The organism is Dechloromonas denitrificans, assembly GCF_001551835.1.
GTDB classification, from domain to species: Bacteria; Pseudomonadota; Gammaproteobacteria; order Burkholderiales; family Rhodocyclaceae; genus Azonexus; species Azonexus denitrificans.
Map to the genome: position 1 here is coordinate 41,922 of NZ_LODL01000007.1, position 23,503 is coordinate 65,424.

At 65.3% G+C, this 23,503-nt stretch carries 30 protein-coding genes; 24 read left to right on the plus strand and 6 right to left on the minus strand.

Annotated features, from left to right (window positions below; all coding sequences use genetic code 11):
• Window positions 1–281: 281 nt before the first annotated feature.
• The 9 genes from AT959_RS02790 to AT959_RS02830 all read left to right on the plus strand — a co-directional run bounded on the left by AT959_RS02790 (window position 282) and on the right by AT959_RS02830 (window position 6,542).
• Window positions 282–1,604 (plus strand): ferredoxin reductase family protein, encoded by a 1,323-nt coding sequence (locus tag AT959_RS02790; protein ID WP_066880352.1) that lies wholly within the window; start codon window positions 282–284, stop codon window positions 1,602–1,604.
• A gap of 79 nt (window positions 1,605–1,683) precedes the next feature.
• Window positions 1,684–2,028, plus strand: a complete 345-nt coding sequence (locus AT959_RS02795; protein WP_066880354.1) for an arsenate reductase — start codon at window positions 1,684–1,686, stop codon at window positions 2,026–2,028.
• Window positions 2,025–2,894, plus strand: a complete 870-nt coding sequence (gene hslO / locus AT959_RS02800) for an Hsp33 family molecular chaperone HslO (RefSeq protein ID WP_066880356.1) — start codon at window positions 2,025–2,027, stop codon at window positions 2,892–2,894. Before AT959_RS02795 ends, hslO begins: the two co-directional genes overlap by 4 nt.
• A complete protein-coding gene (locus tag AT959_RS02805) occupies window positions 2,891–4,240 on the plus strand; it encodes a sensor histidine kinase (RefSeq protein ID WP_066880358.1) in 1,350 nt (449 codons plus the stop codon). Before hslO ends, AT959_RS02805 begins: the two co-directional genes overlap by 4 nt.
• A gap of 45 nt (window positions 4,241–4,285) precedes the next feature.
• Window positions 4,286–4,969 (plus strand): alpha/beta hydrolase, encoded by a 684-nt coding sequence (locus AT959_RS02810; protein ID WP_066880360.1) that lies wholly within the window; start codon window positions 4,286–4,288, stop codon window positions 4,967–4,969.
• 124 nt (window positions 4,970–5,093) lie between these two features.
• A complete protein-coding gene (locus AT959_RS02815; RefSeq protein ID WP_066880362.1) occupies window positions 5,094–5,423 on the plus strand; it encodes a (2Fe-2S) ferredoxin domain-containing protein in 330 nt (109 codons plus the stop codon).
• 4 nt (window positions 5,424–5,427) lie between these two features.
• The gene (locus tag AT959_RS02820) at window positions 5,428–5,697 is read left to right on the plus strand and encodes a nitrogen fixation protein NifZ (RefSeq protein ID WP_066880364.1); all 270 of its coding nucleotides are present in this window, start codon (window positions 5,428–5,430) and stop codon (window positions 5,695–5,697) included.
• A gap of 9 nt (window positions 5,698–5,706) precedes the next feature.
• Complete coding sequence (locus tag AT959_RS02825; protein ID WP_066880366.1) at window positions 5,707–6,240, plus strand: flavodoxin; 534 nt, start codon at window positions 5,707–5,709, stop codon at window positions 6,238–6,240.
• Window positions 6,237–6,542 carry a hypothetical protein gene (locus tag AT959_RS02830; protein WP_066880368.1) on the plus strand — a complete coding sequence of 102 codons (306 nt, stop codon included), beginning with the start codon at window positions 6,237–6,239 and terminating at the stop codon, window positions 6,540–6,542. The genes AT959_RS02825 and AT959_RS02830 overlap by 4 nt, the downstream gene beginning before the upstream one ends.
• On the opposite strand, the gene AT959_RS02835 is transcribed toward AT959_RS02830, so the two are convergent.
• Complete coding sequence (locus tag AT959_RS02835) at window positions 6,539–6,967, minus strand: TOBE domain-containing protein (protein WP_066880370.1); 429 nt, start codon at window positions 6,965–6,967, stop codon at window positions 6,539–6,541. The genes AT959_RS02830 and AT959_RS02835 overlap by 4 nt on opposite strands.
• A gap of 212 nt (window positions 6,968–7,179) precedes the next feature.
• Between AT959_RS02835 and AT959_RS02840 the strand changes: the two genes are divergently transcribed.
• From AT959_RS02840 to AT959_RS02875, 8 genes are all read left to right on the plus strand, one after another.
• Window positions 7,180–7,998: a TOBE domain-containing protein gene (locus tag AT959_RS02840; protein ID WP_066880372.1), complete on the plus strand. Its 819-nt coding sequence runs from the start codon at window positions 7,180–7,182 to the stop codon at window positions 7,996–7,998.
• A gap of 13 nt (window positions 7,999–8,011) precedes the next feature.
• Entirely contained in the window at window positions 8,012–8,758 is a 747-nt protein-coding gene (modA, locus tag AT959_RS02845; protein ID WP_066880374.1) for a molybdate ABC transporter substrate-binding protein, read from the plus strand.
• Window position 8,759: 1 nt separating this feature from the next.
• On the plus strand, window positions 8,760–9,164 hold the full coding sequence (locus AT959_RS02850; protein ID WP_066880376.1) for a hypothetical protein: 405 nt from the start codon (window positions 8,760–8,762) through the stop codon (window positions 9,162–9,164).
• A 4-nt stretch (window positions 9,165–9,168) separates the two neighbouring features.
• Window positions 9,169–10,026, plus strand: coding sequence for a ModD protein (gene modD, locus AT959_RS02855; protein ID WP_066880378.1), 858 nt, complete (start codon window positions 9,169–9,171; stop codon window positions 10,024–10,026).
• A 3-nt stretch (window positions 10,027–10,029) separates the two neighbouring features.
• Window positions 10,030–10,422 carry a NifB/NifX family molybdenum-iron cluster-binding protein gene (locus tag AT959_RS02860; protein ID WP_066880380.1) on the plus strand — a complete coding sequence of 131 codons (393 nt, stop codon included), beginning with the start codon at window positions 10,030–10,032 and terminating at the stop codon, window positions 10,420–10,422.
• A gap of 2 nt (window positions 10,423–10,424) precedes the next feature.
• Entirely contained in the window at window positions 10,425–11,099 is a 675-nt protein-coding gene (gene modB, locus AT959_RS02865) for a molybdate ABC transporter permease subunit (RefSeq protein WP_066880382.1), read from the plus strand.
• Window positions 11,096–12,175, plus strand: a complete 1,080-nt coding sequence (gene modC / locus AT959_RS02870) for a molybdenum ABC transporter ATP-binding protein (protein ID WP_066880384.1) — start codon at window positions 11,096–11,098, stop codon at window positions 12,173–12,175. The genes modB and modC overlap by 4 nt, the downstream gene beginning before the upstream one ends.
• 195 nt (window positions 12,176–12,370) lie before the next feature.
• Window positions 12,371–13,348, plus strand: a complete 978-nt coding sequence (locus tag AT959_RS02875) for a hypothetical protein (RefSeq protein WP_066880386.1) — start codon at window positions 12,371–12,373, stop codon at window positions 13,346–13,348.
• Here the strand turns inward: AT959_RS02875 and AT959_RS02880 are convergent.
• Complete coding sequence (locus AT959_RS02880; RefSeq protein ID WP_066880388.1) at window positions 13,297–14,502, minus strand: aminotransferase-like domain-containing protein; 1,206 nt, start codon at window positions 14,500–14,502, stop codon at window positions 13,297–13,299. The genes AT959_RS02875 and AT959_RS02880 overlap by 52 nt on opposite strands.
• Before the next feature lie 61 nt (window positions 14,503–14,563).
• Between AT959_RS02880 and AT959_RS02885 the strand changes: the two genes are divergently transcribed.
• Complete coding sequence (locus AT959_RS02885) at window positions 14,564–14,998, plus strand: MarR family winged helix-turn-helix transcriptional regulator (RefSeq protein ID WP_066880390.1); 435 nt, start codon at window positions 14,564–14,566, stop codon at window positions 14,996–14,998.
• A gap of 14 nt (window positions 14,999–15,012) precedes the next feature.
• Here the strand turns inward: AT959_RS02885 and AT959_RS02890 are convergent, their stop codons facing one another.
• The gene (locus tag AT959_RS02890) at window positions 15,013–15,516 is read right to left on the minus strand and encodes an OmpA family protein (RefSeq protein ID WP_157651192.1); all 504 of its coding nucleotides are present in this window, start codon (window positions 15,514–15,516) and stop codon (window positions 15,013–15,015) included.
• A 1-nt stretch (window position 15,517) separates the two neighbouring features.
• Window positions 15,518–16,033 carry a MarR family winged helix-turn-helix transcriptional regulator gene (locus AT959_RS02895; protein ID WP_066880394.1) on the minus strand — a complete coding sequence of 172 codons (516 nt, stop codon included), beginning with the start codon at window positions 16,031–16,033 and terminating at the stop codon, window positions 15,518–15,520.
• Between the two features lie 130 nt (window positions 16,034–16,163).
• Between AT959_RS02895 and AT959_RS02900 the strand changes: the two genes are divergently transcribed.
• The 6 genes from AT959_RS02900 to AT959_RS02925 all read left to right on the plus strand — a co-directional run bounded on the left by AT959_RS02900 (window position 16,164) and on the right by AT959_RS02925 (window position 22,342).
• Entirely contained in the window at window positions 16,164–17,375 is a 1,212-nt protein-coding gene (locus AT959_RS02900) for a cation:proton antiporter (RefSeq protein ID WP_066880396.1), read from the plus strand.
• Window positions 17,372–18,154 (plus strand): gamma-glutamyl-gamma-aminobutyrate hydrolase family protein, encoded by a 783-nt coding sequence (locus AT959_RS02905; protein ID WP_066880398.1) that lies wholly within the window; start codon window positions 17,372–17,374, stop codon window positions 18,152–18,154. Before AT959_RS02900 ends, AT959_RS02905 begins: the two co-directional genes overlap by 4 nt.
• Before the next feature lie 48 nt (window positions 18,155–18,202).
• Complete coding sequence (locus tag AT959_RS02910; RefSeq protein ID WP_066880400.1) at window positions 18,203–19,465, plus strand: cation:proton antiporter domain-containing protein; 1,263 nt, start codon at window positions 18,203–18,205, stop codon at window positions 19,463–19,465.
• The gene (locus AT959_RS02915) at window positions 19,462–20,616 is read left to right on the plus strand and encodes a YbdK family carboxylate-amine ligase (protein WP_240481688.1); all 1,155 of its coding nucleotides are present in this window, start codon (window positions 19,462–19,464) and stop codon (window positions 20,614–20,616) included. Before AT959_RS02910 ends, AT959_RS02915 begins: the two co-directional genes overlap by 4 nt.
• On the plus strand, window positions 20,613–21,869 hold the full coding sequence (locus AT959_RS02920) for a serine hydrolase domain-containing protein (RefSeq protein ID WP_066880402.1): 1,257 nt from the start codon (window positions 20,613–20,615) through the stop codon (window positions 21,867–21,869). Before AT959_RS02915 ends, AT959_RS02920 begins: the two co-directional genes overlap by 4 nt.
• Window positions 21,870–21,946: 77 nt before the next feature.
• Window positions 21,947–22,342 (plus strand): bacteriohemerythrin, encoded by a 396-nt coding sequence (locus AT959_RS02925; RefSeq protein WP_066880404.1) that lies wholly within the window; start codon window positions 21,947–21,949, stop codon window positions 22,340–22,342.
• Here the strand turns inward: AT959_RS02925 and AT959_RS02930 are convergent.
• Entirely contained in the window at window positions 22,339–22,536 is a 198-nt protein-coding gene (locus tag AT959_RS02930; RefSeq protein WP_240481690.1) for a hypothetical protein, read from the minus strand. The genes AT959_RS02925 and AT959_RS02930 overlap by 4 nt on opposite strands.
• 141 nt (window positions 22,537–22,677) lie before the next feature.
• Window positions 22,678–23,469: an enoyl-ACP reductase FabI gene (gene fabI, locus AT959_RS02935; RefSeq protein ID WP_240481692.1), complete on the minus strand. Its 792-nt coding sequence runs from the start codon at window positions 23,467–23,469 to the stop codon at window positions 22,678–22,680.
• Window positions 23,470–23,503 lie beyond the last annotated feature (34 nt).

Here is a 23,503-nt window from a genome sequence, read left to right on the forward strand (position 1 = left end):
TTCATGCTCTTGGCTGAAACGCTCTACGGAGTGGGAGCGTGGAGGGTGATTTGAAGTAACTGCTGGCAAGGCCCTTGGTTTGGCGTATAGCCCCGAGGGCCTTCTCTTTTGTTGCCAATGGCTTTGCTCATCTGAAAACAATATGCCTGAGACCCATATTGTTTGCTCGCCGCAACGGTGGGCGGGTTGCATTTGCTTACATCTGGCGACAGCCTGCCAACATCTTTTTACATGCTGGCGGCGTACAGTTCACCCTTCAAAAAACTGTACAAAAACTCACCATGAAACGCCCGCTGTTACTGCTCGCCCTGCTCCCGCTCGGACTCTGGGCCATTTTCGTTTTGCCCGACCTGCTCGCCACCAATCCCGGCTTCTGGGACTGGCGCCGGGCCATCGTCATCCTTTCCGGCATCCTTGCCCTGTGCTGGATGAGCGCCGGCATGCTGCTCGCCGCCCGTCCGGGCTGGCTGGAACAGCGCTTCGGCGGCCTCGACAAGCTCTACCGCCTGCACAAATACATCGGCATCGGTAGCGGCGTTCTCGTTTTCAGCCACTGGATGAGCGAATGGCTGCCCAAGAAACTGGCCAAGGCCGGCCTGCTGGCACCGCGGGTGCGCGGCCCGAAAGGCCCGCCCGACGTCTGGGTCGACCTGGCCAAGGATGTCGGCGAATGGGCCGGCTACATTCTGCTCGGCATGGTCGTCATCGCCCTGATCAGGCGCATTCCCTACCGCTGGTTCAGGCTGGTGCACAAGGCTTTCGGCCTGGTTTTCCTGGCCGGCGTCTTTCATGGTCTGATGCTGATGCCCGCCCCGTTCTGGCGCCAGCCACTCGGCTGGCTGACGGTGGCACTGGCCGCAACCGGCGTCAGCGCCGCCCTGCTTTCGCTGAGCGGGCGGATCGGCCGCCGGCGCCAATACCCGGCCCGAATCGAAGCGCTGCACCGCCATCAAGGGCAGTTGCTGGAAATCGTCTGCCGGCCGCTGACGACCTGGCCGGGGCATCGCGCCGGCCAGTTCCTGTTCGCCGACTTCGGCGAATCCGGCGAAGGCGCCCATCCTTTCACCATCGCCTCGGCCTGGCAGGCAGCCGACGGTACGCTGACGCTGGCCGTCAAGGCGCTCGGTGACTTCACGGCGCAACTGCCCAACCTGCTGCGCAGCGGCCAGATGCTGACCCTGGAAGGGCCTTACGGGCAATTCGATTTTGCCGCCCAGGAGCACGTCGACCGCAGCACTCAGCCGGCGCCGCAAATCTGGGTCGCCGGTGGCATCGGCATCACCCCTTTCCTCGCCCGGCTCGATGAACGGGCGGCCAACCCGCCGGCCGCAGCCGATACCGACTTCTTCTACTGCACCGCCCGCGCCACGACCTTTCCCGATCAGCTGGAAGCACTGTGCCGCAAGGCCGGCGTGCGCCTGCACCGGCGCCTGACCGAACATGACGGCCCGCTCGACCCGGCTGAGATCAAGGCCTGCCTCAAGCCCGGCAGCAGCGTCTGGTTCTGCGGCCCCGCCGCCTGGGGCCGCGCCCTCGGCCGCCAGCTGATCGGCAGCGGCCTGCCCCACACCGCCTTCCATCGCGAAGCCTTCGAGTTCCGCTAACGCCAAGCCTTTTCTGCCGCTTCGGTCGGCGGCGGACAGGCTGCTATCATGCGTTTTTTTCGAACGAACACTGGCAGCGATGATCAAGGTTTTTGGCATCAAGAATTGCGACACCATGAAGAAGGCCTTTAACTGGCTGGAAGACAATGGCGTCGCCTATGAATTTCACGACTACAAGAAGGCCGGCGTCGCCGCGGCGCATCTGGCCGACTGGAACGCGCGGGCCGGCTGGGAAAAGCTGCTCAACCGGCGCGGCCTGATGTGGAAGAAGCTGAGCGACGCAGAGCGGGCCGATGTCGACGAAGGCAAGGCGCTGCAGCTAATGGCGCAATACCCGAGCCTGATCAAGCGCCCGGTGCTCGACAGTGGCGATCAGTTGCTGGTCGGCTTCAGCCCGGCAACCTATGCGGAGGAACTGAAATGAGCGCCAGCACCGTCCGTCGCTTCCTGTTCGAAGGCCTCGACATCCGGGGCGCCGTCGTCCATCTCGGCGACGCCTGGCAACAGATGCAGGTCGACCGCAACTACCAGCCGACCGTCGCCCAACTGCTCGGCGAAACCGCCGCCGTCACCGCGCTGATCGCCGGCCAGCTCAAGCAGCCCGGCCGCCTGACGCTGCAACTGCGCGGCAACGGCCCGATCCAGTTGCTGGTCATGGACTGCAACGAACAACTGCAGATGCGCGGCATGGCGCGCAGCAACCCGGTCGTGCTGCCGGCGCCGGTACCGGAACTGCTCGGCGCCCAGCAGGGCGGCCAGTTGATGATGAGCCTTGACCTGCCGGATGCCCGCCAGCCTTACCAGAGCTACGTCCCGATGGTCGGCGACAGCATCGCCGCGATTTTCGAACACTACCTCGAACAGTCCGAGCAACAGCCCTCGCGCCTGTTCGCCTCAGCCAGCCCGCAAGCCGCTGCCTGCCTGTTCCTGCAGAAGATGCCGGAGGCCGATCAGCACGACCCGGACGGCTGGCAACGGATCAGCCACCTGGCGAGTACCGTCAAGCCGGCGGAACTGCTCGAACTGGATGCCGAAGCCCTGCTCGGCCGCCTGTTCCACGAAGAAATCGAACAGCGGGGCATTCGCCTCTACGACCCGAGCCCGATTGTCTATCACTGTCCGGAAGACTGGACCAAGGTGCGCGACATGATCCGCAGCCTGGGCCGGGCCGATGCCGAAACGATCCTGGCCCAGCACGGCGAAATCCTGATACGCGACGACATCTGCAATCACGATTACCGCTTCTCGGCCGAAGACGTCGCCCGCCTGTTCGACGAAACCATCCATTGAGCCGGGCGCCCGACCCTTTCGTCCTGCATCGCCAGGTTGAACTGCTCTACCGCAATGTGCGGCTCGGGCAGATCATCTCGATTCTCAATGCCGGTTTTTTCGTCTGGATCGGCTATCAGCTTTATAGCGGCCATGCCTTGGCACTATGGGGCGGCCTGGCAGTGTTCGTCGCCGGCCTGCGCATCGCACTTGGCGAACGCTACCGCCAAGCCAGCCCAGCCGAACGACTGGCCGAAGTCGGCTTCTGGCAGCAACGCGCCCTGCTCGGGGCGGCCGCCGGCGGCCTGGTCTGGGCGGCCGGCGCACTGCTGCTGATGCTGGCCGGCAATATCGCGCTGCAACTGTTTACCGCCTTCGTCATGGCCGGCATGGTAGCCGGCGCCATCCCGGTGCTCGCCGCCGACCGCCTGGCCTTTCGCCTCTACACCTGGCCGGTCAATATCGCCGTCATCGTCGGTCTCCTGGGCAACGACCCGATGCACATCGCCGCCAGCATCATGGCGCTGATCTTTCTGCTCGGCGCCACGCGCAGCGCCGACCACTTCAACGACACGCTGCAAACCAGCTTCCGGCTGGAGCACGAAAAGGACGGCCTGGTCGCCAACCTGCAACAGGCGAAGGCTGTCGCCGAGAGTTCGAATCGCGCCAAGACCGAGTTTCTGGCCAATATCAGCCACGAGTTGCGGACACCGATGAACGGCATCATCGGCATGGCCGAACTGCTCTCGCACGAGCCGCTGAGCGACAGCCAGCGCGAACTGCTCGCCCCGCTGCGCCAGTCGGCCGACGACATGCTGCGCCAGATCAGCCACCTGATCGAACTGTCCGCCCTCGAAGCCGGCCACTTCAGCACGGAGGCAGAACTCTTCGCCAGCGGTGAAATACTCGCCAGCCTGCTGCGTGACGAACAGGCCGCCGCCGAGGCCAAGGGGCTGACCCTGCTTGAGGAAACCGACCCGCTGCTGCCGCCGCTGCTGCTCGGTGACATCGAAAACCTGCGCAAGATCCTCAGCCACCTGGCCGGCAACGCCGTCAAATTCACCGAGCGCGGCACGATCCGGACTTCGGCTCGACTGATCCGCAGCGAGGCTGAGCAAGCCGAAGTCGAGTTTTGTGTCGCCGACACCGGCCCCGGCATTCCGACCGACAAGCTGGCGCTGCTCAGTGGCCTGCTGGTCCAGGCCGACGGCAGCAGCATCCGCCGGCATGGCGGCATCGGCGTCGGCCTGCCGATTGCCCGCAAGCTGATCGAACTGCTCGGTGGCACCCTGCGGATCGAGAGCCAGCCCGGCAAGGGCAGCCGCTTCTCTTTCGTACTGCCCTTCGCCCTGCCGACCGCCCACTAGCCGCGCCCTGCCGCCCCGGCCGACGCGCTCACCGGAATTCCCGCCATGTCCAAACTGCTCCCCGCCATCGAACTCGAAACCACCGCCCAGCCGCGCTTCGCCGTCATCTGGCTGCATGGCCTCGGGGCCGATGGCAGCGATTTCGCCCCCATCGTGCCTTACCTCGGTCTGCCGGAAGATCTCGGCATCCGCTTCGTCTTCCCGCATGCGCCGGCCATGCCGGTGACCTGCAACGGCGGCTACGTGATGCCGGCCTGGTACGACATCACCTACATTGACGGCATCAACCGCGGCGTTGACGAAACCGGCATTCGCGCCAGTTGCGCGGCCATCCGGCGCTTGATCGAGCGCGAAAACGAACGCGGCATTCCGAGCCGAAATATCGTCCTTGCCGGCTTTTCGCAGGGCGGCGCCATGGCCTATACGCTGGGCCTGACCTACCCGGAAAAGCTGGCCGGCATCATCGCGCTGTCCGGCTACCTGCCGGCCCCGGCCCTGCTCGAACCGGCGCTCTGCCAGGCCAACCGGCAGACGCCGATCTTCGCCGGCCACGGCAGCGAGGACGACGTCGTGCCGCTCGCCCTCGGCCGCCAGGCTTGCCAGCAACTGGCTGAGCAGGGTTACCCGATCACCTGGTTCGATTACCCGATGGCGCACTCGGTCTGCCCGGAAGAAATCGCCAATATCGGCCAGTGGCTGACCGAACGTTTCGCCGCCGCAGCCGCCTGAACAGGCCCGCCAGCGCCTTTTGTCGCAAACCCGACACGGCACCTTGAGGCCAAGGCGCTGATTTAATTGGCTTTAAACCTGGCATCACCCTTGCAATGGCTTAGCCATCGACAAGGAGATCAAGATGCCCAAACCGAAGAAACACGTACTCGTCTGCGTCCAGGGTCGCCCGGCTGGCCATCCGCGCGGCTCCTGCCAGGACAAGGCCTGCGCCCAGACCTGGCAGGCCTTCTCGGACGAATTCACGACCCGCAACCTGTGGGCCTCCGGCTTCCAGCTGACCAACACCGGCTGCCTCGGCCCCTGCCACCTCGGGCCGAGCGTGCTGGTGTACCCGGACGCCATCATGTACACCGGCGTCAAGCCGGAAGACGTCGGCACCATCATCGACGAGCACCTGATGTTCGACCAACCGGTTGCCCGCCTGCTGGCGCCGGCCGATGTCTGGGCCTGAGATCATGGACAAGGTTCAATACGAGATTGGCGACATGGTCTTCGCCGCCGAAGACATTTTCAACGACGGCGGCATGCCTGGCATCGAGGAAGAGGAAGGCCTGATCGCCCCGGCCGGCCTGCGCGGCGTCGTCGTGCACTTCGGCGTCGCCGAGATGGATGAAAGCAAGGAAATCTATCTGGTCCAGTTCGAAAACGGCCCGGAGGGCAGCCTCGGCCACCCGGTCGGCTGCCTGCCGGAAGAACTGACCCAGGAAGAACCGGTCAGCGCCTGAGGAGCCGCCATGCCCAGAATCGGCATTTTCTTCGGCACCGATACCGGCCGCACCCGGCTGATCGCCAAGCAGATCGCCAAGAAGCTCGGTGACGATGCCGCGGCGCCGGTCAATATCGGGCGGGCGACGCTTGCCGAATTCCTCGCTTACGACGCCTTCATTCTGGGCAGCCCGACGCTGGGCGACGGCGAACTGCCCGGGCTGTCCACCGGCCTCAGCCAGCCGAGCTGGGAAGAGTTCCTGCCGCTGCTGGCGGAGGCCGACCTGAGCGGCAAGGTGGCCGCCATCTACGGCCTCGGCGACCAGAAGAAATACCCCGACGAGTTCGTCGATGCCATCGGCCTGATCCACGATGCCCTGGTCGCCGCCGGCGCCCGCGTCGTCGGCCGCTGGCCGGCGGCCGGCTATGAATTCGCCGGCTCGCTGGCCCTCGATGGCGACGACTTCCTCGGCCTGGCCCTCGACCAGATCAACCAGCCGGTCTTCACCGAGCAACGCCTGGAGAGCTGGCTGGCCCAAATCCGACCGGAGCTGATGCCATGAACGTGAATCCCTGGGCCGCCCCCAAATCCCGCGAAATCCGCCGGGTCCTCGTGTCGCTCGACGAACGCATCGCCCAGGCCTGCGACATCGTGCCCGACGACGGCGCCGATCCATGCATCGTCACCCTGCGCCATACCGAACTGGAAAAATTGCGCGCCCATGTTTATCTGCATGGCCAGCGTAGCGGCACCTACGGCATCTTCTACGAATACCCGCACCCGGTGCCGGGCATTCTCGAATCGGAAGAAAACCTGCCGCTACCCAAGGTACTGGCCAGCCTGGCCCTGCATTTCGACGCCTAGGCCGGCACGCCGAGCACGACGTGGCTGGCCTTGATCAACGCACAGGCCGGCACGCCCGGCTTCAGGCCAAGTTCCAGCACCGCCTCGTTGGTGATCACGGCATGGACCAGCGAGCCGCCGGTCAGCCGGATCGCGACATCGCTGTTCACCGCGCCCTTGTGCAGGCTATCGACCGTCCCCGCCAACTGGTTGCGGGCGCTGAATCTGACGCCCCCTTCACCGGCCAGCAGCATCACCCAAGGCGCCTTGACGTAGGCGATGGCCGGCTGGCCAACGGCAAGGCCCAGCGCCTGCACGCTGCCCTCGGTAACGATGGCAACGATGCGGTCGCCACCCGGCGTCGTCACCTCGACCTCGGCATTGACCTGACCATCGCGCAAAGCCGTGATCTGCCCTTCGAATACATTGCGTGCGCTGATTTTCATGCTGCTCTCCTGAAACCGTTGGTAGGCTGGCCCGCTTTTCGCTATATATGAAACATCATAGCGAAACAAAGCAGGCACGTCGTCACTGTACTGAAGCCCGTTGCGCGATATCAACCATAGCGCGCAGGCAAAATCGGTAATATTTCGACGTCCACCGCAGCAGTTGCGCTATCGTTATATACACGACAACACAACGTAGCAAAGGCGACAAAATGGATCAAATCGCACATCGCTTGCGCAGCAGGCTGGAGGTCGATACCGAGTTCGGCAGCTTTCTCGGCGACACCCGCATCCGCCTGCTCGAAGCCATCGACAAGCACGGCTCGATCTCGCAGGCCGCCAAGGCCGTACCGCTGTCGTACAAGTCGGCGTGGGACGCCATCGACGCCATGAACAATCTGGCCGACCAGCCGCTGGTCATCCGCTCGACCGGCGGCAAGAACGGCGGCGGCACGCTGCTCACCGAGTACGGCCACAAGACGGTGGCGCTCTACCGGGCGCTCGAAGCCGAATACCAGGCGGCGCTCGACCGCCTGTCAGCGAGCATGAATGACGGCCTGGCCAGCGATTTCCAGCAGTTTCGCCAACTGCTGAAGCGGATGTCGATGAAGACCAGCGCCCGCAACCAGTTTGCCGGCCAGATCGTCGGCCTGCGCGAAGGCCATGTCGATTTCGAAGTTCGCCTGAAGCTCGACGAAACCAACGAACTGGTCGCCGTCATCACCCGCGAATCGGCCGAAACGCTCGGCCTGAGCATCGGCATGGAGATCAGCGCGCTGGTCAAGTCGTCGTCGGTGCTGCTGCTCAGCGACCCGACCATCCGGACCACGGCGCGCAACCACCTGTGGGGCGAGATCACCCGCATCCACGACGGCCCGGTCAATGCCGAAGTCACCCTTGCCCTGCCCGGCGGCCGCAGCGTCTGCGCCGTCGTCACGCACGACAGCGTCGAAAAGCTCGGCCTCGCCGTCGGCGAACAGGCCTGCGCCGTGTTCAAGGCTTCCGCCGTCATTCTTTGTCTTTACGCCTGAAAGGAAATTTCCGATGAAAAATGCCCTTTTTTTCGGGTTGACCGTAGCAATCGCCACTCTCAGTCATGCCGACGAAGTCCAGGTCGCCGTCGCCGCCAATTTCACCGCCCCGATGCAGCAGATTGCCGCCCAGTTCGAGAAGGACACCGGCCACAAGGCCGTGCTCGCCTTCGGCGCCACCGGCAAGTTCTACGCCCAGATCGTCAATGGCGCGCCCTTCGAAATCCTGCTTGCCGCCGATGACGAAACGCCGGCCCGACTGGAAAAGGAAGCACTCGGCCTGGCCGGCAGCCGCTTCACCTACGCCATCGGCAAGCTGGTGCTGTGGTCGACCGATCCGGCGCTGGTCGATGCCAAGGGCGACGTGCTGAAAAGCGGCCAGTTCAAGCACCTGGCGTTGGCCAACCCGAAGACTGCACCCTACGGCAGCGCCGCCATCGAGGCGATGACCAAGCTCGGCCTGCTGAGCAACCTGCAGCCGCGTTTCGTGCAGGGTGAAAACATTTCGCAGACGCAGCAATTTGTCACCACCGGCAATGCCGAACTCGGCTTCGTCGCGCTGTCGCAGGTCCTCAAGGATGGCAAGGTGAGCAGCGGCTCGGCCTGGATCGTCCCGGCCAACCTTTACGAGCCGATCCGCCAGGATGCCGTGCTGCTCGCCAAAGGCCACAACAAGGCGGCCGCCGGCGCCCTGCTCGCTTACCTGAAAGGCGACAAGGCGAAGGCAGTGATCCGCAGTTTCGGCTACGAGTTGCCCTGACATGAACGCCACCCATCTCCAGCCGGCCGAGGCCGGGCCCAAGGCGGACCGCCTGCGCGCCAGCCCGCCGGCCATCGACTGGCAGCAGCACCTGCCGGCCGACTGGCGCGAACAAGTGATCGTCGCCCTCGATTTCACCGAGCACCGCGAATACGAGATGCCGGCCAGCCGCAGCCTCGGCCACGACGCTGACGGCACCCTCTGCTATTACGCCCACCGCTACCTGCTGGAGGAAAGCCGGAGCGACGACGACGAGGACTTCTACCGGGTCGTCGCCTACGGCGAGCAGGTACATGCCTGGCGGCTGCGCGACGAGCGCTGGCTGATCTACCGGCAGGTCCAGAATGGCGACGAGCAGACGCCGGGCCGCGCCTTTTACAGTTTTTCCGAGCAGCCGCCACGGTGATGCGATGAATCCCTACACCCTGCCCGACCGCGAGCTCGAAGCCCTGCTGCACGACGACGCGCCGTGCGGCGACGCGACCAGTTTTGCGCTCGGCATCGGCCCGCAGCCCGGCCGCCTGGTTTTCCGCGCCCGCTACGACATGGTGCTGTGCGGCAGCGAAGAAGCCTTGCGAATGGGCGAGCTGCGCGGCCTGCGCCCGGTCGGCCGCGTTGCCGCCAGCGGTGAAACACTCGCGGCCGGCGCCGAGATCCTGAGCCTGGAAGGCACCGCCGGCAGCCTGCATGGCGTGTGGAAAACGGCGCAGACGCTGATCGAATACCTGTCGGGCATCGCCACGGCGACGGCGGCCATCGTCGCCGCCGCCCGCCGCGGCGATCCCGACTGTGCCGTCGTCTGCACCCGCAAGAACTTTCCCGGCACCAAGCCGGCCGCGATCAAAGCCGTGCTCTGCGGCGGGGCCAGCCCGCATCGCCTGAGCCTGTCGGAAACCCTGCTCGTCTTCGCCGAACATCGCGCCTTTCTGGGCGACCAGCCGCCGGCCGCCAGCATCGCCCGGCTGCGCCGGCAGTGGCCGGAACGGGCCATCGTCGTCGAGGTCGGTGACGAAACCGAGGCGCTGGCTTGGGCGGCGGCCGGCGCCGACATCCTGCAGCTGGAAAAACTGCCCGTAGACGCGGTCGACCGCCTGCATCGGCAAATTCCGGGCACGCGACTTGCTGCGGCTGGTGGGGTCAACGCCGGCAATGCCGAGGCTTATGCCCGGGCCGGCGCTCAAATCCTCGTCAGTAGCGCGCCGTATTTCGCCGCGCCGCGCGACGTGGCCGTGACCCTGACTGCCCTGCCGACCACCACCGAGCCCTGAACCATGAAAATCGCCATTGCCACCAAGGACTTCTCCGCCGTCAGCGGCCATGCCGGGCAAACCCGACAATGGCTGGTTTACGACCTGAGCGAGCACCGCGCCAACCGCTTGCTGCCCGGCCCGCAGCGGGTCGATCTGGACAAGGACCAGGTGCTCCACGTTTTCGCAGACAACGCACCGCATCCGCTCGACGGCATCGACCTCGTCGTCTGTGCCAGTGCCGGCGACGGCTTCATCCGCCATATGAAAAAACGCGGCGCCGAAGTGCTGCTGACCGGCGAAAGCGACCCGGCCATCGCCATCACCCGCATCCTGGCCGGCGAGGCATTGCCCGACCCGCGCTTCGACATCACGACCAGCCTGTGTAAACTGCGCGATCTCTTCTCACGCCACTGATCATGGAAAGTACGGACCTCGCCGCCGTCTGGCTGACGCTAAAGCTGGCCACGGTGGTGACGACACTGCTGCTCGTCGTCGGCACCCCCATCGCCTGGTGGCTGGCCCGCACCCGCTCGCCGTTCAAGGGCATGGTCGGCGCCATCGTCGCCCTGCCGCTGGTGCTGCCGCCGACCGTGCTCGGCTTCTACATGCTGCTCACCATGGGGCCGCACGGGCCGCTCGGCCAACTGACCCAGGCCCTCGGCCTCGGCCTGCTGCCCTTCACCTTTCCCGGCCTGGTCATCGCTTCAGTGTTCTACTCGCTGCCCTTCGTTGTCCAGCCGATCCAGAACGCCTTTGAAGCGATCGGCGAGCGGCCGCTCGAAGTCGCCGCGACGCTGCGCGCCAGCCCGTGGGATGCCTTCTGGTCGGTGGCCGTGCCGCTCGCCCGGCCCGGCTTCCTGAGCGGCGCCATCCTCGGCTTTGCCCACACCGTCGGCGAATTCGGCATCGTGCTGATGATCGGCGGCAACATTCCGGAAAAAACACGCGTCGTTTCGGTGCAGATCTACGACCACGTCGAAGCGCTCGAATACACCCAGGCCCACTGGCTGGCCGGCGGCATGGTGCTGTTCAGCTTTGTTGTGCTGCTCGGCCTGTACACCTTCAACCCGGCCCGCCGCAAAGCCCTATGAGTTCAGCCATCCAGGCCCGCTTCCGCATCGAGCGCCGCGATTTCAGCCTCGCCGTCGACCTGACCCTGCCCGGGCGCGGCATCACGGCCCTCTTCGGCCACTCCGGCTCCGGCAAGACGACCTGCCTGCGCGCCATGGCCGGCCTCGAACGGGCGGCGGACGGCTATTTCGCGATCGGCGACGAAGTCTGGCAGGACGAAGCGGCCGGCTGTTTCGTGCCGACCCACCAGCGCGCGCTCGGCGTCGTCTTCCAGGAAGCCAGCCTGTTCCCGCACCTGTCGGTGCGCGGCAATATGGAATTTGGCCAAAAACGCGCGTCCACCGCCGGCCTGCGCTTCGCGCTGCCCGAAATCGCCGAAATGCTCGGCATCGACCACCTGCTAGCACGCAACCCGGCCCAACTGTCCGGCGGCGAACGCCAGCGCGTCGCCATCGCCCGCGCCCTGCTCGCCGGGCCGCAGATCCTGCTGATGGACGAACCGCTGGCGGCGCTCGACCTCAAGCGCAAGCTGGAAATCCTGCCCTACCTGGAACGCCTGCACCGCGAACTGGCCATTCCGATCATCTACGTCAGCCATGCCCCGGACGAAGTCGCCCGCCTGGCTGACCACCTGGTCCTGCTCGACGACGGCAAGGTGGTCGCCAGCGGCCGGCTCAACGAGGTGTTGAGCCGCATCGACCTGCCGAGCGCCTTTGCCGACGATGCTGGCGTCGTCATCGAAGCCAGCGTTGCCGCCCACGAGGCGGACGACCTGACCCGCCTTGAATTTCCCGGCGGCACCATTTTCGTTTCGCGCCACGACGAGCCGGTCGGCACCTTCCTGCGCTGCCGCATCCATGCCCGCGATGTCAGCCTGGCGCTGGTGCCGCAAGTCCACACCAGCATCCTGAACTGCGTCGGCGCCGTCGTCGTCGACCTGGCGCCGACCGCCACGCCGGGTCATGTCCTGGTCAAGCTCGATGTTGCCGGCGAGCCGCTGCTGGCCCGGATTACCCGGCGTTCGGCCGAGCGCCTGGGGATTCGCCCCGGCCTCGCCCTGCGCGCCCAGATCAAGGCAGTTGCCCTGCTCGCCTGAAAGAAGCCTATGATGCGCGCCTAGCACGACCAAGGGCCACCGGCGCACCGCAATTGCACCATACTGGTGCCGCCAAAAGCCCCACTTTTCGGCCGGCTGAAATCATTCAACGCAAAATCAGTCACTTGGCAAAGCAAGCCGGAATGCACGACTTTTGCTTGGTAAACTGTTAACTCTTTCTTGAAATTCTCCGCGATGAACACAGTCATTCGACTGGAACCTACGCCAGACAACGACGCGACGCCGCCCGAAGGGACTCGACGCATCATCGAGCAGCAGGAGCGGGTGTATTACGACGGCTACTGGGTCAAGACCTACCCGGTCCCGGCCGATTCGCTGCTCGCCAAGAAACAGCTGATCGAAGCGCTGACCCGGCGCCTGTTCAACCATACCGAGCACGGCCTGAACATTCCCGGCACCCGGCTGGCCGAGGCGCGCGCCACCTACGAGGCGGAAACCGACCCCGGCCGCCGCCGCGTCAAGGGCGCCATGCTGGCCGGCGCCATGTTCAACCGGGCGACCGACATTTTCCGCAAGCTGGTCGACCTGCAGGCCGACGGCATCGAGATCCAGAGCGACAACGCGCTGATGCGTGAATGCGGCCAGTGCCTGCTCGACGCCATGGAACTCGGCCGCTTCGTGCTGCACCGCAGCGGCGAGGAAGGCATCGACGAACTGTGGGGCGAGCCGTTCCGCGCCTTCTCGATTCCGGTCGAAGACTTCTACGAAAGCCGCTACATCAAGATCGGCCAGAGCATGCGCGATATCGACCGCATCGCCGGAGCGATGTGCGCCAATTTCACGCAGATCCCGATGTTCGAAGGCATCGAGGCACCGATTGCCGACTTTGCCGCAGCCGCCAAGCTGAAAACCGAAACCCTGCGCACCGACCCGAGCATCTTCGATGTCTGGTCGCAACTGGTCACCGCCGGCGAACGGCTCGCCAACTTCACCCCGAAAGCGCCGCTCGATCTGGCCAAGACCAGTCCCGAGCGGATTTCCCACCGCGCTTCGGATGGTCTGTTGCTGCTGCGCAGCGGCCGCGACCTGGTTTTTTACATCACCCGCGCCCGGACGCCGATGCCGAAAAGCACCCGCGAATATATCGAACGCTGCGAGGCCTACCTGGCGACCGGCAAGGTGCCCTTCACGCCGGCCCCGCTGCCGGCCTGAGCGACCAGTTCGGCGAGGATCGCCAGGCCGCGCTCGATCTGCTCGACGCTGGCGTGGCTGAAATTGAGCCGTAGCGCACCGCAGCCGGCCGGACGCTCGGGAAAGAACGGCTCGCCCGGCATGAAGGCGACGCCGCGCTCGATGGCGGCCGGCAGCAGTTGCCGGGTATCGAGCGGCGCCTTCAGTTTGAGCCAGACGAACAGCCCGCCCGGCGGCACCTGCCAGTCGGCCAGGCCGCTGAAATAGCGTTCCAGTCCTTGCACGAAATGATCGCGCTTGCGCCGGTAGATCTCGACCAGCGCCGCAATCCGCGCCGGCCGCCCGGCATCGCGCAACTGGCCGAGCACATACCACTGGCTGAGCCGGTTGCTGTGCAGGTCGGCCGCCTGTTTCAGGCGAACCAGCGGCGTCAGCAGGTCCGGCGAGGCGACCAGGTAGCCGAGGCGCAAGCCGGGCGCCAGGCTTTTCGAGAACGAGCCCTGATAGACCCAGGAAGCGCGCTGCAGACGGGCGCAGACCGGGGTCCGCTCGCAGGCGTCGTAAGCCAGGTCGCGATAGGGATCATCCTCGAAAAGCGGCACCTGCAGCTCATCGCAGGCCCTGGCCAGCGCAGCCCGCTGCGCAGCGTCGTAGCAATGTCCGGTCGGGTTCTGGAAAGTCGGAATGGCGTAGGCGAAGGCTGGCCGCTCGTCGGTCGCCAAGCCGGCCGCCGGCAGGTTGGGATCGAGCGTCGTGAAGCGGGCGCCGAAATAGCGAAAGACCTGCAGCGCGGCAAGATAGGTCGGCGCCTCGACCGCGACCGGCGTGCCGGTATCGATGAACAGCTTGCCGACCAGGTCGATACCCTGCTGCGAGCCGGAAAGAATCAGCACCTGGGCCGGCGTGCAGGCCAGACCGAGGGCGTTGAGTTCGGCCGCCACCGCCTGCCGCAACTCGGGATCGCCTTCGCTGGCACCGTACTGCAGGGCCGCCGGCGGCACAGCGAGTTGCTGCATGTCGGGAAAGGTTTCCGGCGCCGGCAGGCCGCCGGCAAAGGAAATCATGCCCGGCCGGTCGATGATCGCCAGCATCTCGCGGATCGGCGAAGCTTCAAGGCCGGCGATGCGGCGGGAGAAGCGGGGAGAAAAACGGGGAGCGCAGGTTTCGCTAGTCATGGATATGCGTCAATGTTGTTGACCAATCGACAGCCTAAGCAGCACACCCTATTATGTCAACATGATTGACCAAAATGATTCCCGATCGCTGCACGCCGCGGCCGAACTGTTTTTCTTCACCTACCGCGCCTTCACCTCGCGCCCCGACCGCCTGCTCGCCGAGCGCGGCCTTGGCCGCGTGCATCACCGGATTCTCTATTTTGTCGGCCGCCACCCGCAGCTTGCGGTCAATGCCCTGCTCGGCATCCTCGGCGTGTCGAAGCAGGCGCTGAACGCGCCGCTGCGCCAACTGGTGGAAATGCAACTGGTTGCTGTCGAAGTCGCCGCCCACGACCGGCGCGTCAAGCAGCTATCGCTGACCGCCGCGGGTCAGGCCCTGGAAGATGAATTGACCGGCGTCCAGACGCAGCACCTGGCCGCCGCCTTCGCCGCCGCCGGCAGCGAGGCCGCCGCAGGCTGGCAACAGGCGATGCAGGCCATTCTCGACCAGGCCTGAGGCCGAGCCGCCGCCTACTCCTTGTCGATCAGTTCGACGCGCCGCATCTTGGCCAGGCAGGCCGGCGAAGTGCAGTTATTGCTGTTTTTTTCGCCGCCCAGCGCATAGCGCTGCAACTGGCGGGCCGGCACGCCGTAGCTGCGCAGCAGGCGAAACACCGCATCGACCCGCTGCTCGGCGATCAGCAGGTTGTATGAACTGCTGCCGCGATCATCGGTATAGCCGACCAGGCGGACCTGCAGCTTGGGGTTCTCCTTGAGGCGGGCGGCATGCAGTTGCAGCTTCTGCTTGCCCGGTTCATCGACCATCGTCTGGCCGCTGGCGAAATAGATGCTTTTTTCGTCGTCGACCGCAGCAATCACCTGTGCCTCGCTGAGCGGCTTGCCCTCGTCGACCTGCACGGCGGCTGGCCGCTTCCCTTTTTTATCCGGCGCTGACGGCGCGATTGACGGCTGGCCGGCACAAGCCGTCAGCAGACAAAGCACCGGCAAGACGCGGCAAAATCCTTGAACGGACATTTCAGTCATCCTCGCTTTCCACCTGTCCGAGCATGTCGGCCAGCGGCGTGCCGGCACAGGACTCGTCCTTGCCGGGTAAATGTTGGATCAACTCATTTAAGTTGATATGCAATGTTTTTAGCACCACCTCCGGCAAGGCCGCCAGGGCCTCCGGCAGAATGCCTTCGGCCGAGCCCGGCAAGGCGGCCAGCGCCCCTTGCCCCTGGGCGGTCAGACGGAGGCCGACCCGCCGCTGATCGCCCTGGCGCCGCGCCTTGGACAGGAAACCGCCGGCCACCAGCTTGTCCACCAGCAGACTGCAAGTGGACTGGTGCACGCCCATGCGCTGGGCCAGTTCGCCGATGCCGATCTCGGTCGTGCGCGCCACTTCCTGCAACACCCACATCTGCGAACCGGGCATGCCGCAGCGCTCCTCGACCAGCCTGAAATACTGGCGCATCGAGCCATAGATCAGACGAAACTGCTGCAACACTTCCAGCGCAACGGTGGAAGACGGGGCATCGGCGGGTGAATTCACGAGAATATCCAGACTGGGCTTGCGCGAACCTTGGGGCGTAAATTATATTGTTTATCAAACTAAATTTCAGATTTTTACAATCCAGGAATTTTCACAGAGGAGAGGCGCGGGGCCGCTGCCCCGTTCACGCATGCTCAATTCGATCCAACTGTTCGGCATGGTTCTGCTCGGTGGCCTGGCGGCCGGCGAACTGGCGCGCCGGGTTGCCGCCCTGCCGCGCACCACCGGCTATGTGCTGTTCGGGCTGCTGACCGGACAAAGCGGCCTCGGCTGGATCGACCCACTGCATATCGAGTCAGCCCAGCTATTCATCGACCTGGCGCTCGGCCTGATTCTCTTCGAACTCGGCTACCTGGTGCCGCGCACCCCGCTCCAGGTCGGCCTGAAGCGCCTGGCGACCGGCACGCTGGTGGCGCTGAGCACCGGCCTGGGCGTGCTGCTTTTGCTGCTTTACTGGGGGTTCACCGCCGGCGACGCGCTGTTCGCCGCCGCCCTCTTGCTCGCCACCTCGCCGGCCATCACCATCGCCACCTGCAGCGATGTCGGCGCCCGGGGCGAGAAGAGCGGCCTGCTCTACACGCTGGTCGCCATCAACGGCTGCATCGCCTTTGCCGCAATCGCGCTGATGACGCCCTTTCTCGACCAGACCATTCAGGCCAGCCCGCTGCTGCGCCTGGCCGAAGCACTGGGCAGCATTGCCGGCTCGCTCGGCATTGGCGTCGGCGGCGCGGCGCTCGTCCTGCTCGGCGCCCGCCGCCTGGAAAAACAACCGGAACACCAGCACCTGCTGATTCTCGGCGGCATCGTTTTCGGCGTCGGTACAGCGATTTATCTCGACACCTCGGTCTTCCTGCCGATGCTGATCTTCGGCTTTCTCGTTCGCGCCCTCGACCGTGAGCAGAAAGTCGTCGCCATCCGCATTGCCAGCGATGCCCGGGTCTTTCTCGTCATCACCTTCGTGCTGGCCGGCGCCGCGCTCGATATCGCCTACCTGCGCGACTACTGGCTGGAGGCGCTGGGCATCGCGCTCTGCCGCTTCCTGGCGCAATGGCTGCCGTGCTCCGCAGCCGCCCGCCAGATCGGCCTGACGCAGCGCGAAGCGCTGTTCATGGGCATCGGCCTGCAACCGATGTCGAGCGTCGCGCTGGTCCTGCTGGCCAATACGCAAATGCTCTACGCCGGGCTCGACCCACAACTGACCGGCATCCTGCTCGCCGCCATCCTGCTCATGCAACTCTTCGGACCGCTGACCACTCAGACAGCGATCAAGGGATTCGGCGAAGCCAGCCGGCTGATGCCGCCGCCCACAGCAACCGCCCCCCAAGGAGGTACGCCATCATGAGTCGACGACCGCTGCGCATTGGCCTGTCCGCCCGCATCTACCACCCGCAGCCCGGCGCCACCGGCCTGCAGTCGAAATCGCTGCACTATCTGGAACAGTCGGTCGCCCACTGGGTGATGTCGCGCGAGGTCATGGTGCTGATGATTCCCTCGGTCAGCGGCGACGGCATCGTCCATCGCAGCAGCATCCGTCTCTCCGACTACCCGCAGTATCTCGACGGCCTGGTACTGCAGGGCGGCGCCGACATCAGCCCGCAAAGCTACGGCGAGGAGCCGCTCAACGCCGAATGGAACGGTGACCGTCTGCGCGATGCCTACGAGATGGAACTGCTGCACGAGTTCATGGAAGCCGGCAAGCCGGTGCTCGGCATCTGCCGCGGCCTGCAGCTGATCAACGTGGCACTGGGCGGCACGCTGTACCAGGACATCCCGACCCAGTACGACAATCCGGCGATTCACCTGCATGCCGACTACGACAAATACGCCCACGCCATCGAGTGGGACGCCGCTTCCGGCCTGAGCAAGCTTTACCCGGAGCAGACCGGCGGCGGCGTCGTCTCCATCCACCACCAGGCCATCCGCAGCCTCGGCCGCAGCCTGCGGGTCGAGGCGCGCAGCGTCGGCGACGGCTTGATCGAGGCCATTCGCCTCGATGGCAAGCCCTACGTCCTCGGCCTGCAATGGCACCCGGAGTTCCACCCGCCGGGCAGCCAGCAACTGCTCGACTGCACGCCGATCCTCGACGAATTCCTGAACGCTGCCCGGGGCCGTCGTTGGTAAGGGCCGGACAAGCCAAGGCCGGCGGTCGACTGTCGAAAAAGGGCAAAAATGCTTGAGACCCTGCGGACGGCGTGGGAAGCGCTGCTCGAGCGCCTGCTCTTCCTGCCACCTTTTCCCGAGCAGATCGATTCACTGGCCCTGTTCAGCCTGCTGCTGGTCGTCGGCCTGCTGCTCGGCGAATGGCTGCACGCCCGCGCCGGCTGGCCGAAGGTGGTCGGCTACGTGCTGGCCGGCACGCTGTTCGGCCCGACCCTGCTCGGCTGGATCAGCTTCGAGGCGCTGGCCCAGGCACGGCCGCTGGCCGATGCCGCACTCGGCCTGCTGATGATGGAAGTCGGCCGCCGGCTCGATCTCGGCTGGCTGTTCCGCAACCCGGAACTGCTGCGCAGCACCTTGAGCGACATCACCCTGTCCTTTGCGCTGATCTTCGCCTTTGCCTTCTGGCTGATCGGCATGAGTCCGGGCTGGGCGGCGGCGACGGCTGCCGTGACCATGGCCTCGGCGCCCAGTGTCGTGCTGCTCGCCATCGAGGACGGCAAGGCGCAGGGCCTGGTCAGCGACCGCATCATGCTGCACACCGCACTCAGTTCGGCCGCCTCCTTCGTCGCCTTCACGCTGGTGCTCGGCATCATCCATGCCGAACACAGCACCGACTGGCTGAATGCCGCCACCCATCCGCTCTGGGTGGCCGGCGGCGGCCTGCTGATCGGCTGGCTGGGCGCCCGGATCGCCATCGTCATCGCCCGCCGCCTGCCCAAGGGCTCGCTGGCCCAGGTCTTCGTGCTGGTCGCCAGCGCCCTGCTTGCCGTCGGCCTGGCCCGCATGCTGGCCGTGCCGGTCTTCCTCAGCCTGTTCCTGATGGGCATCCTGCTCGCCGCCGGCGACCGCCAGCAGGTACTGCGCTACACCAGCCTGCCGGAAGGCCACTGGCTGCTCGCCATCATTCTCTTCGTCATCGTCGGCGCCTCGTTGCCCTGGCAGGAATTCACCTGGCTGACCGGCCTCCAGGCGCTCGGCCTGCTCGTCGTCCGCGCCGCCGCCAAGAGCGCGGCACTGGCCTGGTCGGGTGGCAGCCTACCCCTGCCCAAGCGCCTGCTGGTCGGCCTCGGCATCCAGCCGCTGTCGGCCACCGCCGTCTTCATGGCTTACGAAATCGCCGCCCTCTACCCGGAAATCGGCCGCTCGGCGCTGGCCCTGCCGCTGTTCGCCGCCGCCATCATGGAACTGGCCGGCCCCGCCCTGTGCCAGATGGCGCTGCGCCGTTCCGGCGAGTGCGAGACGACAACGACCCAAGCAGGAGGTATCGCATGACGCAGGCGATCGGCGAATTCAAGCACAGCGCACCGCTGACGCTCGGCGTCGAACTGGAACTGCAACTGGTTTCCCGGCGCGACTTCAACCTGGTGCGCGGCGCCACCGATCTGATCGGCAGTCTCGACTACGACGGCCGCTATGGCGAGATCAAGCTCGAAATCACCGAAAGCATGATCGAGGTCAGCACCCAGCCGCAGGCCACGGTTGATGGCATCGCCGCCGACCTGGCCGGCCTGCGCGACACTTTGCGCCTTCACGCCGACCGCAACAACATCGCGATCTGCGGCGGCGGCACCCATCCCTTCCACCACTGGCCGGAGCGCCGCATCTGCCCGGGCGACCGCTTCGAGGCGCTGTACCAGCGCTACGGCTACCTGGCCAAGCAATTCACGGTCTTCGGCCAGCACATCCACGTCGGCGTCACTTCGGCCGACGACGCGATCTGGCTGACCCAGGCGCTCGGCATCTACGTCCCGACCTTCATCGCCCTCTCCGCCGCCTCGCCCTATGTCGATGGCGTCGACAGCTTCTTCCAGTCTGCCCGCCTCAACGCCGTCTCGGCCTTTCCGCTAAGCGGCCAGTGCCCACCGCTGGCCGACTGGGCGGCCTTCATCGAGCACTTCAGCTTCCTGCAGGCCTGCGGCATCGCCAGCAGCATCAAGGATCTGTATTGGGATGTCCGGCCGAAACCGGAATTCGGCACTGTCGAAATCCGCGTCTGCGACACCCCGCTCGCCATCGAACAGGCCGCCTCGCTCGCTGCGCTGGCCCAGTCGCTGAGCCGCTGGCTGCTGCGCACCCGGCCCGAACTGCAGGCAGCGAAACAGGTTTACGTCGCCCGCGCCAACAAGTTCCAGGCCTGCCGTTACGGCATGGATGCGCTGCTGGCCGATCCCGCCGGACCAAGCCAGGTGCCGCTGCGGCAAAGCCTGCTCGACCTGCTCGACACCCTGAGCGACGATGCCCGCCAGCTCGGCTGCGAACACTGGCTCAATGCGCTGCGCCCGATCGTCAGCGATGAAGCCGGCGACGCCGCCTGGCTGCGGCGACGCCATGCCCAACACAACAACCTGAACGACGTGGTGCGCGACGCCTGCGAACGACTGATGCCGCGCTCATCCGACAAATCCTGGGAGAACATTCGATGATGCGCCGGCTGACCGCCCTGACGCTGTTTTTCGCCCTGCCGGCCGCCGCGCCGGCAGCGGCGCCGGCCTGCCAGTTCGAGAAAGTGGCGAGCGGCCCGCAAAAACTCGGTCGCTGGATCAACAAAAGCAACTGGTTGAACGACGAAAACCTGCGCCTGACACTGCCCGCCGCCCACCTCTTCATGCCCGCCCTGCGTCGCCAGCCGGAAGCCGACGGCGAAGCCCTGCGCCCGGCCAACCGCCAGCTCGATCTCGCTGCCGCCAAGGCCACCGATCCGAGCGACGGCCGCGAACGCGACCTGGCCTTCCTGCTCGACAGCCGGCTGCAGGCGGACGGCGTACTGATACTGCAAAACGGCCGCATCCTCGCCGAGCGCTACCGCAACGGCCTGCGCGCCGATGAGCCGCGCCTGCTCCAGCAGGCGACACGGCCGCTGCTCAACCTGCTCGGCGCCATCGCCATCGGCCAGGGCAAGCTTGCCGCCGACCGCCCGCTCAATCGCTATCTGCCGAGCCTGAGCAGCCAGCCCGGCATCCGCAAACTGTCCGTCCAGCGCCTGCTCGAAAACGAGGAAGGCCACAATTGGAGCGCCGACGAGATCGCCGGCTGGCGCCAGGCCGGCGGCTGGACCGCCAGCAATGCCAGCGAGGGCATGCGCCCCTGGCTGAGCCAGCCAGGCCGCTGGAACGCGCTGCCGGATAAGATCGACCTCCCCGGCGCCGGCAGCCCGGACGACGACCTGCTCGCCTGGCTGCTCGCCGAGAGCAACGCGACACCGCTCTCCCGCCTCTTTTGCGAACAATTGCAGAGCCGCCTGAAACCGGAACATCCGGTACTCTGGCTGACCGACCCGCAAGGCGTCGAACTGGCCGACGGCCTGGCCCTATCGCTGCGCGATTTCGGCCGCCTCGGCAACGTGCTGCTCGAGGCCCGCAACACGCGCCAGCGCAGCCGCATCCCCGGCTGGTTCATCGAAACCCTGACCGCCTCGGCCGGCCTGCGCACGCCGGAAATCCCCGGCCTTGCCAAAGGCAGCGAGGCGCGCTATGGCTTCATCCACCTCGGCGGCGAAAGCAACCGGGCCGCGCTAATCGGTCCGCACGGCACCAGCCTGTACATCGACTTCGACCGCCGGCTGGTCATTGCCCTTTACGGCAGCCACCCGGTCGCCAGCTCGCCGCTGCTGCTGGCAACACTGGAGCAGTTCTGGAAAGCCGTTGGCACCTCGGGCCTGGCACTACGCAAGCCTTGACCCGGCATATTCGCGACTGAGCGACAAAGCGCCCGACAACGCAAGCTACAATCGCGTTTTAGCTTGGATCGCACGCCATGGGCTTGACTGCTGAACTTCTGACAGGAATTCAGGAAATCGACGAACAGCACGAAACCCTGTTCGAGATCCTCGACAAGCTTCAGGGCGTCGTCAAAGGGGGCGACAACTGGTCCGTCGTCTACTTTGCACTGAACGAACTCAGCCATTTCGCGCGCACCCATTTCGTCGTCGAAGAAGCCCTGATGCGGCTGCACGGCTATCCCGAGCTGGAACAGCATATCGCGGAGCATCGCGCCTTCTCGGCCCACCTGGCGCAACTGGAGGAACAGGCGGTGCGTCAGGACGTCAGCCTGACGATCATCCAGCTCATCCAGCGATGGCTGGTCGAGCACATCGGCGTCAGCGACAAATCCTACGTCGCCTGCCTGCGGACGATGCCCGTCCTCCGCTAACGCCCGGCCGGCGACTTCAGCTTGGCCTGGAAGAAATGGCAGGGCTGCCCGGATGACTCGATGACATCACGCTCCGGCAACCGCCGGCTTTTAAAGTCCAGCGCCCGGCAGCCATAGCGAAAAATCGGGTCAAAGGTGATCCAGTAATTCTGGCACTGGTTGCAGCGCTTATCTGACGACATCGCCCCGGTCACGCAACTTCTTCGCCCCTGCGCGGTGGGACGAGCTTTCCCGGGAAAAAATTTTCTCCGCTCTTCGGGGTGAATACAGATTCTGATCGATTCATGCCCGGCATTTTAGCCAAAGATCAGAGTTGATATTTTTTACCATGTCCCTCAGGCCATGATATTGACGCCGCCATCGACGTACAGCGTCTCCCCCGTCATCCGGCGGGCGTAGGGCGTTGCCAGGTAGGCACAGGTGAAGCCGACATCCATGATGTCCACCAATTCACCCACCGGAGCGCGCTCGACGGCTTCGTTGAGCAGCAGATCGAAGTCCTTCAGACCGGAAGCGGCGCGCGTCTTCAGCGGCCCCGGCGATATCGCATGGACACGGATTTTCTTCTTGCCCAGTTCGAAGGCGAGGTAGCGGCAGGCTGCTTCGAGGGCCGCCTTGACCGGCCCCATCACGGCATAGTTCGGGACCACCTTGCGGGCGCCGTGATAGGTCATGGCGAACATCGTGCCGCCCTTTTTCATCAACGGTGCGGCCAGCTTGGCCATCCGGATAAACGAGTGCACCGATATATCCATGGCCAGCGCAAAGCCATCCGCGGAGCAGTCGACCAGCTTGCCCTTGATGTCCTCCTTCTTGGCCGAAGCGATCGAATGGACAAGGATGTCGAGTTCCCCCCACTCATTCTTGATCCTCTCGAACAGCGCTTCGAGTTCGCCCGGCTGCGAGACGTCGAGGGGGGCAAAAATTTTGGCATCAACCGCGCCGGCCAGCGGTTCGACGTGTGGCTTCGCTTTTTCATTGAGGTAGGTAATCGCCACTTCACAGCCGAGTTCATGGAACGCACGGGCACAGCCGTAGGCAATCGAGTTGTCGTTCGCCACGCCGACAATCAAGGCCTTTTTACCTTCGAGAATTGGGCGGCGGACCATTTTTTCCTTGGCCATCATTTGCTCCTAAATATTGAACTCGGAATGTATCGTC

Excerpts from the sequence above, each read along its gene's own strand:
- AT959_RS02790 (WP_066880352.1), top strand. The coding sequence starts at position 282 with ATGAAACGCCCGCTGTTACTGCTCGCCCTGCTCCCGCTCGGACTCTGG.
- AT959_RS02795 (WP_066880354.1), top strand. The coding sequence starts at position 1,684 with ATGATCAAGGTTTTTGGCATCAAGAATTGCGACACCATGAAGAAGGCC.
- hslO (WP_066880356.1), top strand. The coding sequence starts at position 2,025 with ATGAGCGCCAGCACCGTCCGTCGCTTCCTGTTCGAAGGCCTCGACATC.
- AT959_RS02810 (WP_066880360.1), top strand. The coding sequence starts at position 4,286 with ATGTCCAAACTGCTCCCCGCCATCGAACTCGAAACCACCGCCCAGCCG.
- AT959_RS02815 (WP_066880362.1), top strand. The coding sequence starts at position 5,094 with ATGCCCAAACCGAAGAAACACGTACTCGTCTGCGTCCAGGGTCGCCCG.
- AT959_RS02820 (WP_066880364.1), top strand. The coding sequence starts at position 5,428 with ATGGACAAGGTTCAATACGAGATTGGCGACATGGTCTTCGCCGCCGAA.
- AT959_RS02825 (WP_066880366.1), top strand. The coding sequence starts at position 5,707 with ATGCCCAGAATCGGCATTTTCTTCGGCACCGATACCGGCCGCACCCGG.
- AT959_RS02830 (WP_066880368.1), top strand. The coding sequence starts at position 6,237 with ATGAACGTGAATCCCTGGGCCGCCCCCAAATCCCGCGAAATCCGCCGG.
- AT959_RS02835 (WP_066880370.1), bottom strand. The coding sequence starts at position 6,967 with ATGAAAATCAGCGCACGCAATGTATTCGAAGGGCAGATCACGGCTTTG.
- AT959_RS02840 (WP_066880372.1), top strand. The coding sequence starts at position 7,180 with ATGGATCAAATCGCACATCGCTTGCGCAGCAGGCTGGAGGTCGATACC.
- modA (WP_066880374.1), top strand. The coding sequence starts at position 8,012 with ATGAAAAATGCCCTTTTTTTCGGGTTGACCGTAGCAATCGCCACTCTC.
- AT959_RS02850 (WP_066880376.1), top strand. The coding sequence starts at position 8,760 with ATGAACGCCACCCATCTCCAGCCGGCCGAGGCCGGGCCCAAGGCGGAC.
- modD (WP_066880378.1), top strand. The coding sequence starts at position 9,169 with ATGAATCCCTACACCCTGCCCGACCGCGAGCTCGAAGCCCTGCTGCAC.
- AT959_RS02860 (WP_066880380.1), top strand. The coding sequence starts at position 10,030 with ATGAAAATCGCCATTGCCACCAAGGACTTCTCCGCCGTCAGCGGCCAT.
- modB (WP_066880382.1), top strand. The coding sequence starts at position 10,425 with ATGGAAAGTACGGACCTCGCCGCCGTCTGGCTGACGCTAAAGCTGGCC.
- modC (WP_066880384.1), top strand. The coding sequence starts at position 11,096 with ATGAGTTCAGCCATCCAGGCCCGCTTCCGCATCGAGCGCCGCGATTTC.
- AT959_RS02875 (WP_066880386.1), top strand. The coding sequence starts at position 12,371 with ATGAACACAGTCATTCGACTGGAACCTACGCCAGACAACGACGCGACG.
- AT959_RS02880 (WP_066880388.1), bottom strand. The coding sequence starts at position 14,502 with ATGACTAGCGAAACCTGCGCTCCCCGTTTTTCTCCCCGCTTCTCCCGC.
- AT959_RS02885 (WP_066880390.1), top strand. The coding sequence starts at position 14,564 with ATGATTGACCAAAATGATTCCCGATCGCTGCACGCCGCGGCCGAACTG.
- AT959_RS02890 (WP_157651192.1), bottom strand. The coding sequence starts at position 15,516 with ATGTCCGTTCAAGGATTTTGCCGCGTCTTGCCGGTGCTTTGTCTGCTG.
- AT959_RS02900 (WP_066880396.1), top strand. The coding sequence starts at position 16,164 with ATGCTCAATTCGATCCAACTGTTCGGCATGGTTCTGCTCGGTGGCCTG.
- AT959_RS02905 (WP_066880398.1), top strand. The coding sequence starts at position 17,372 with ATGAGTCGACGACCGCTGCGCATTGGCCTGTCCGCCCGCATCTACCAC.
- AT959_RS02910 (WP_066880400.1), top strand. The coding sequence starts at position 18,203 with ATGCTTGAGACCCTGCGGACGGCGTGGGAAGCGCTGCTCGAGCGCCTG.
- AT959_RS02915 (WP_240481688.1), top strand. The coding sequence starts at position 19,462 with ATGACGCAGGCGATCGGCGAATTCAAGCACAGCGCACCGCTGACGCTC.
- AT959_RS02920 (WP_066880402.1), top strand. The coding sequence starts at position 20,613 with ATGATGCGCCGGCTGACCGCCCTGACGCTGTTTTTCGCCCTGCCGGCC.
- AT959_RS02925 (WP_066880404.1), top strand. The coding sequence starts at position 21,947 with ATGGGCTTGACTGCTGAACTTCTGACAGGAATTCAGGAAATCGACGAA.
- fabI (WP_240481692.1), bottom strand. The coding sequence starts at position 23,469 with ATGATGGCCAAGGAAAAAATGGTCCGCCGCCCAATTCTCGAAGGTAAA.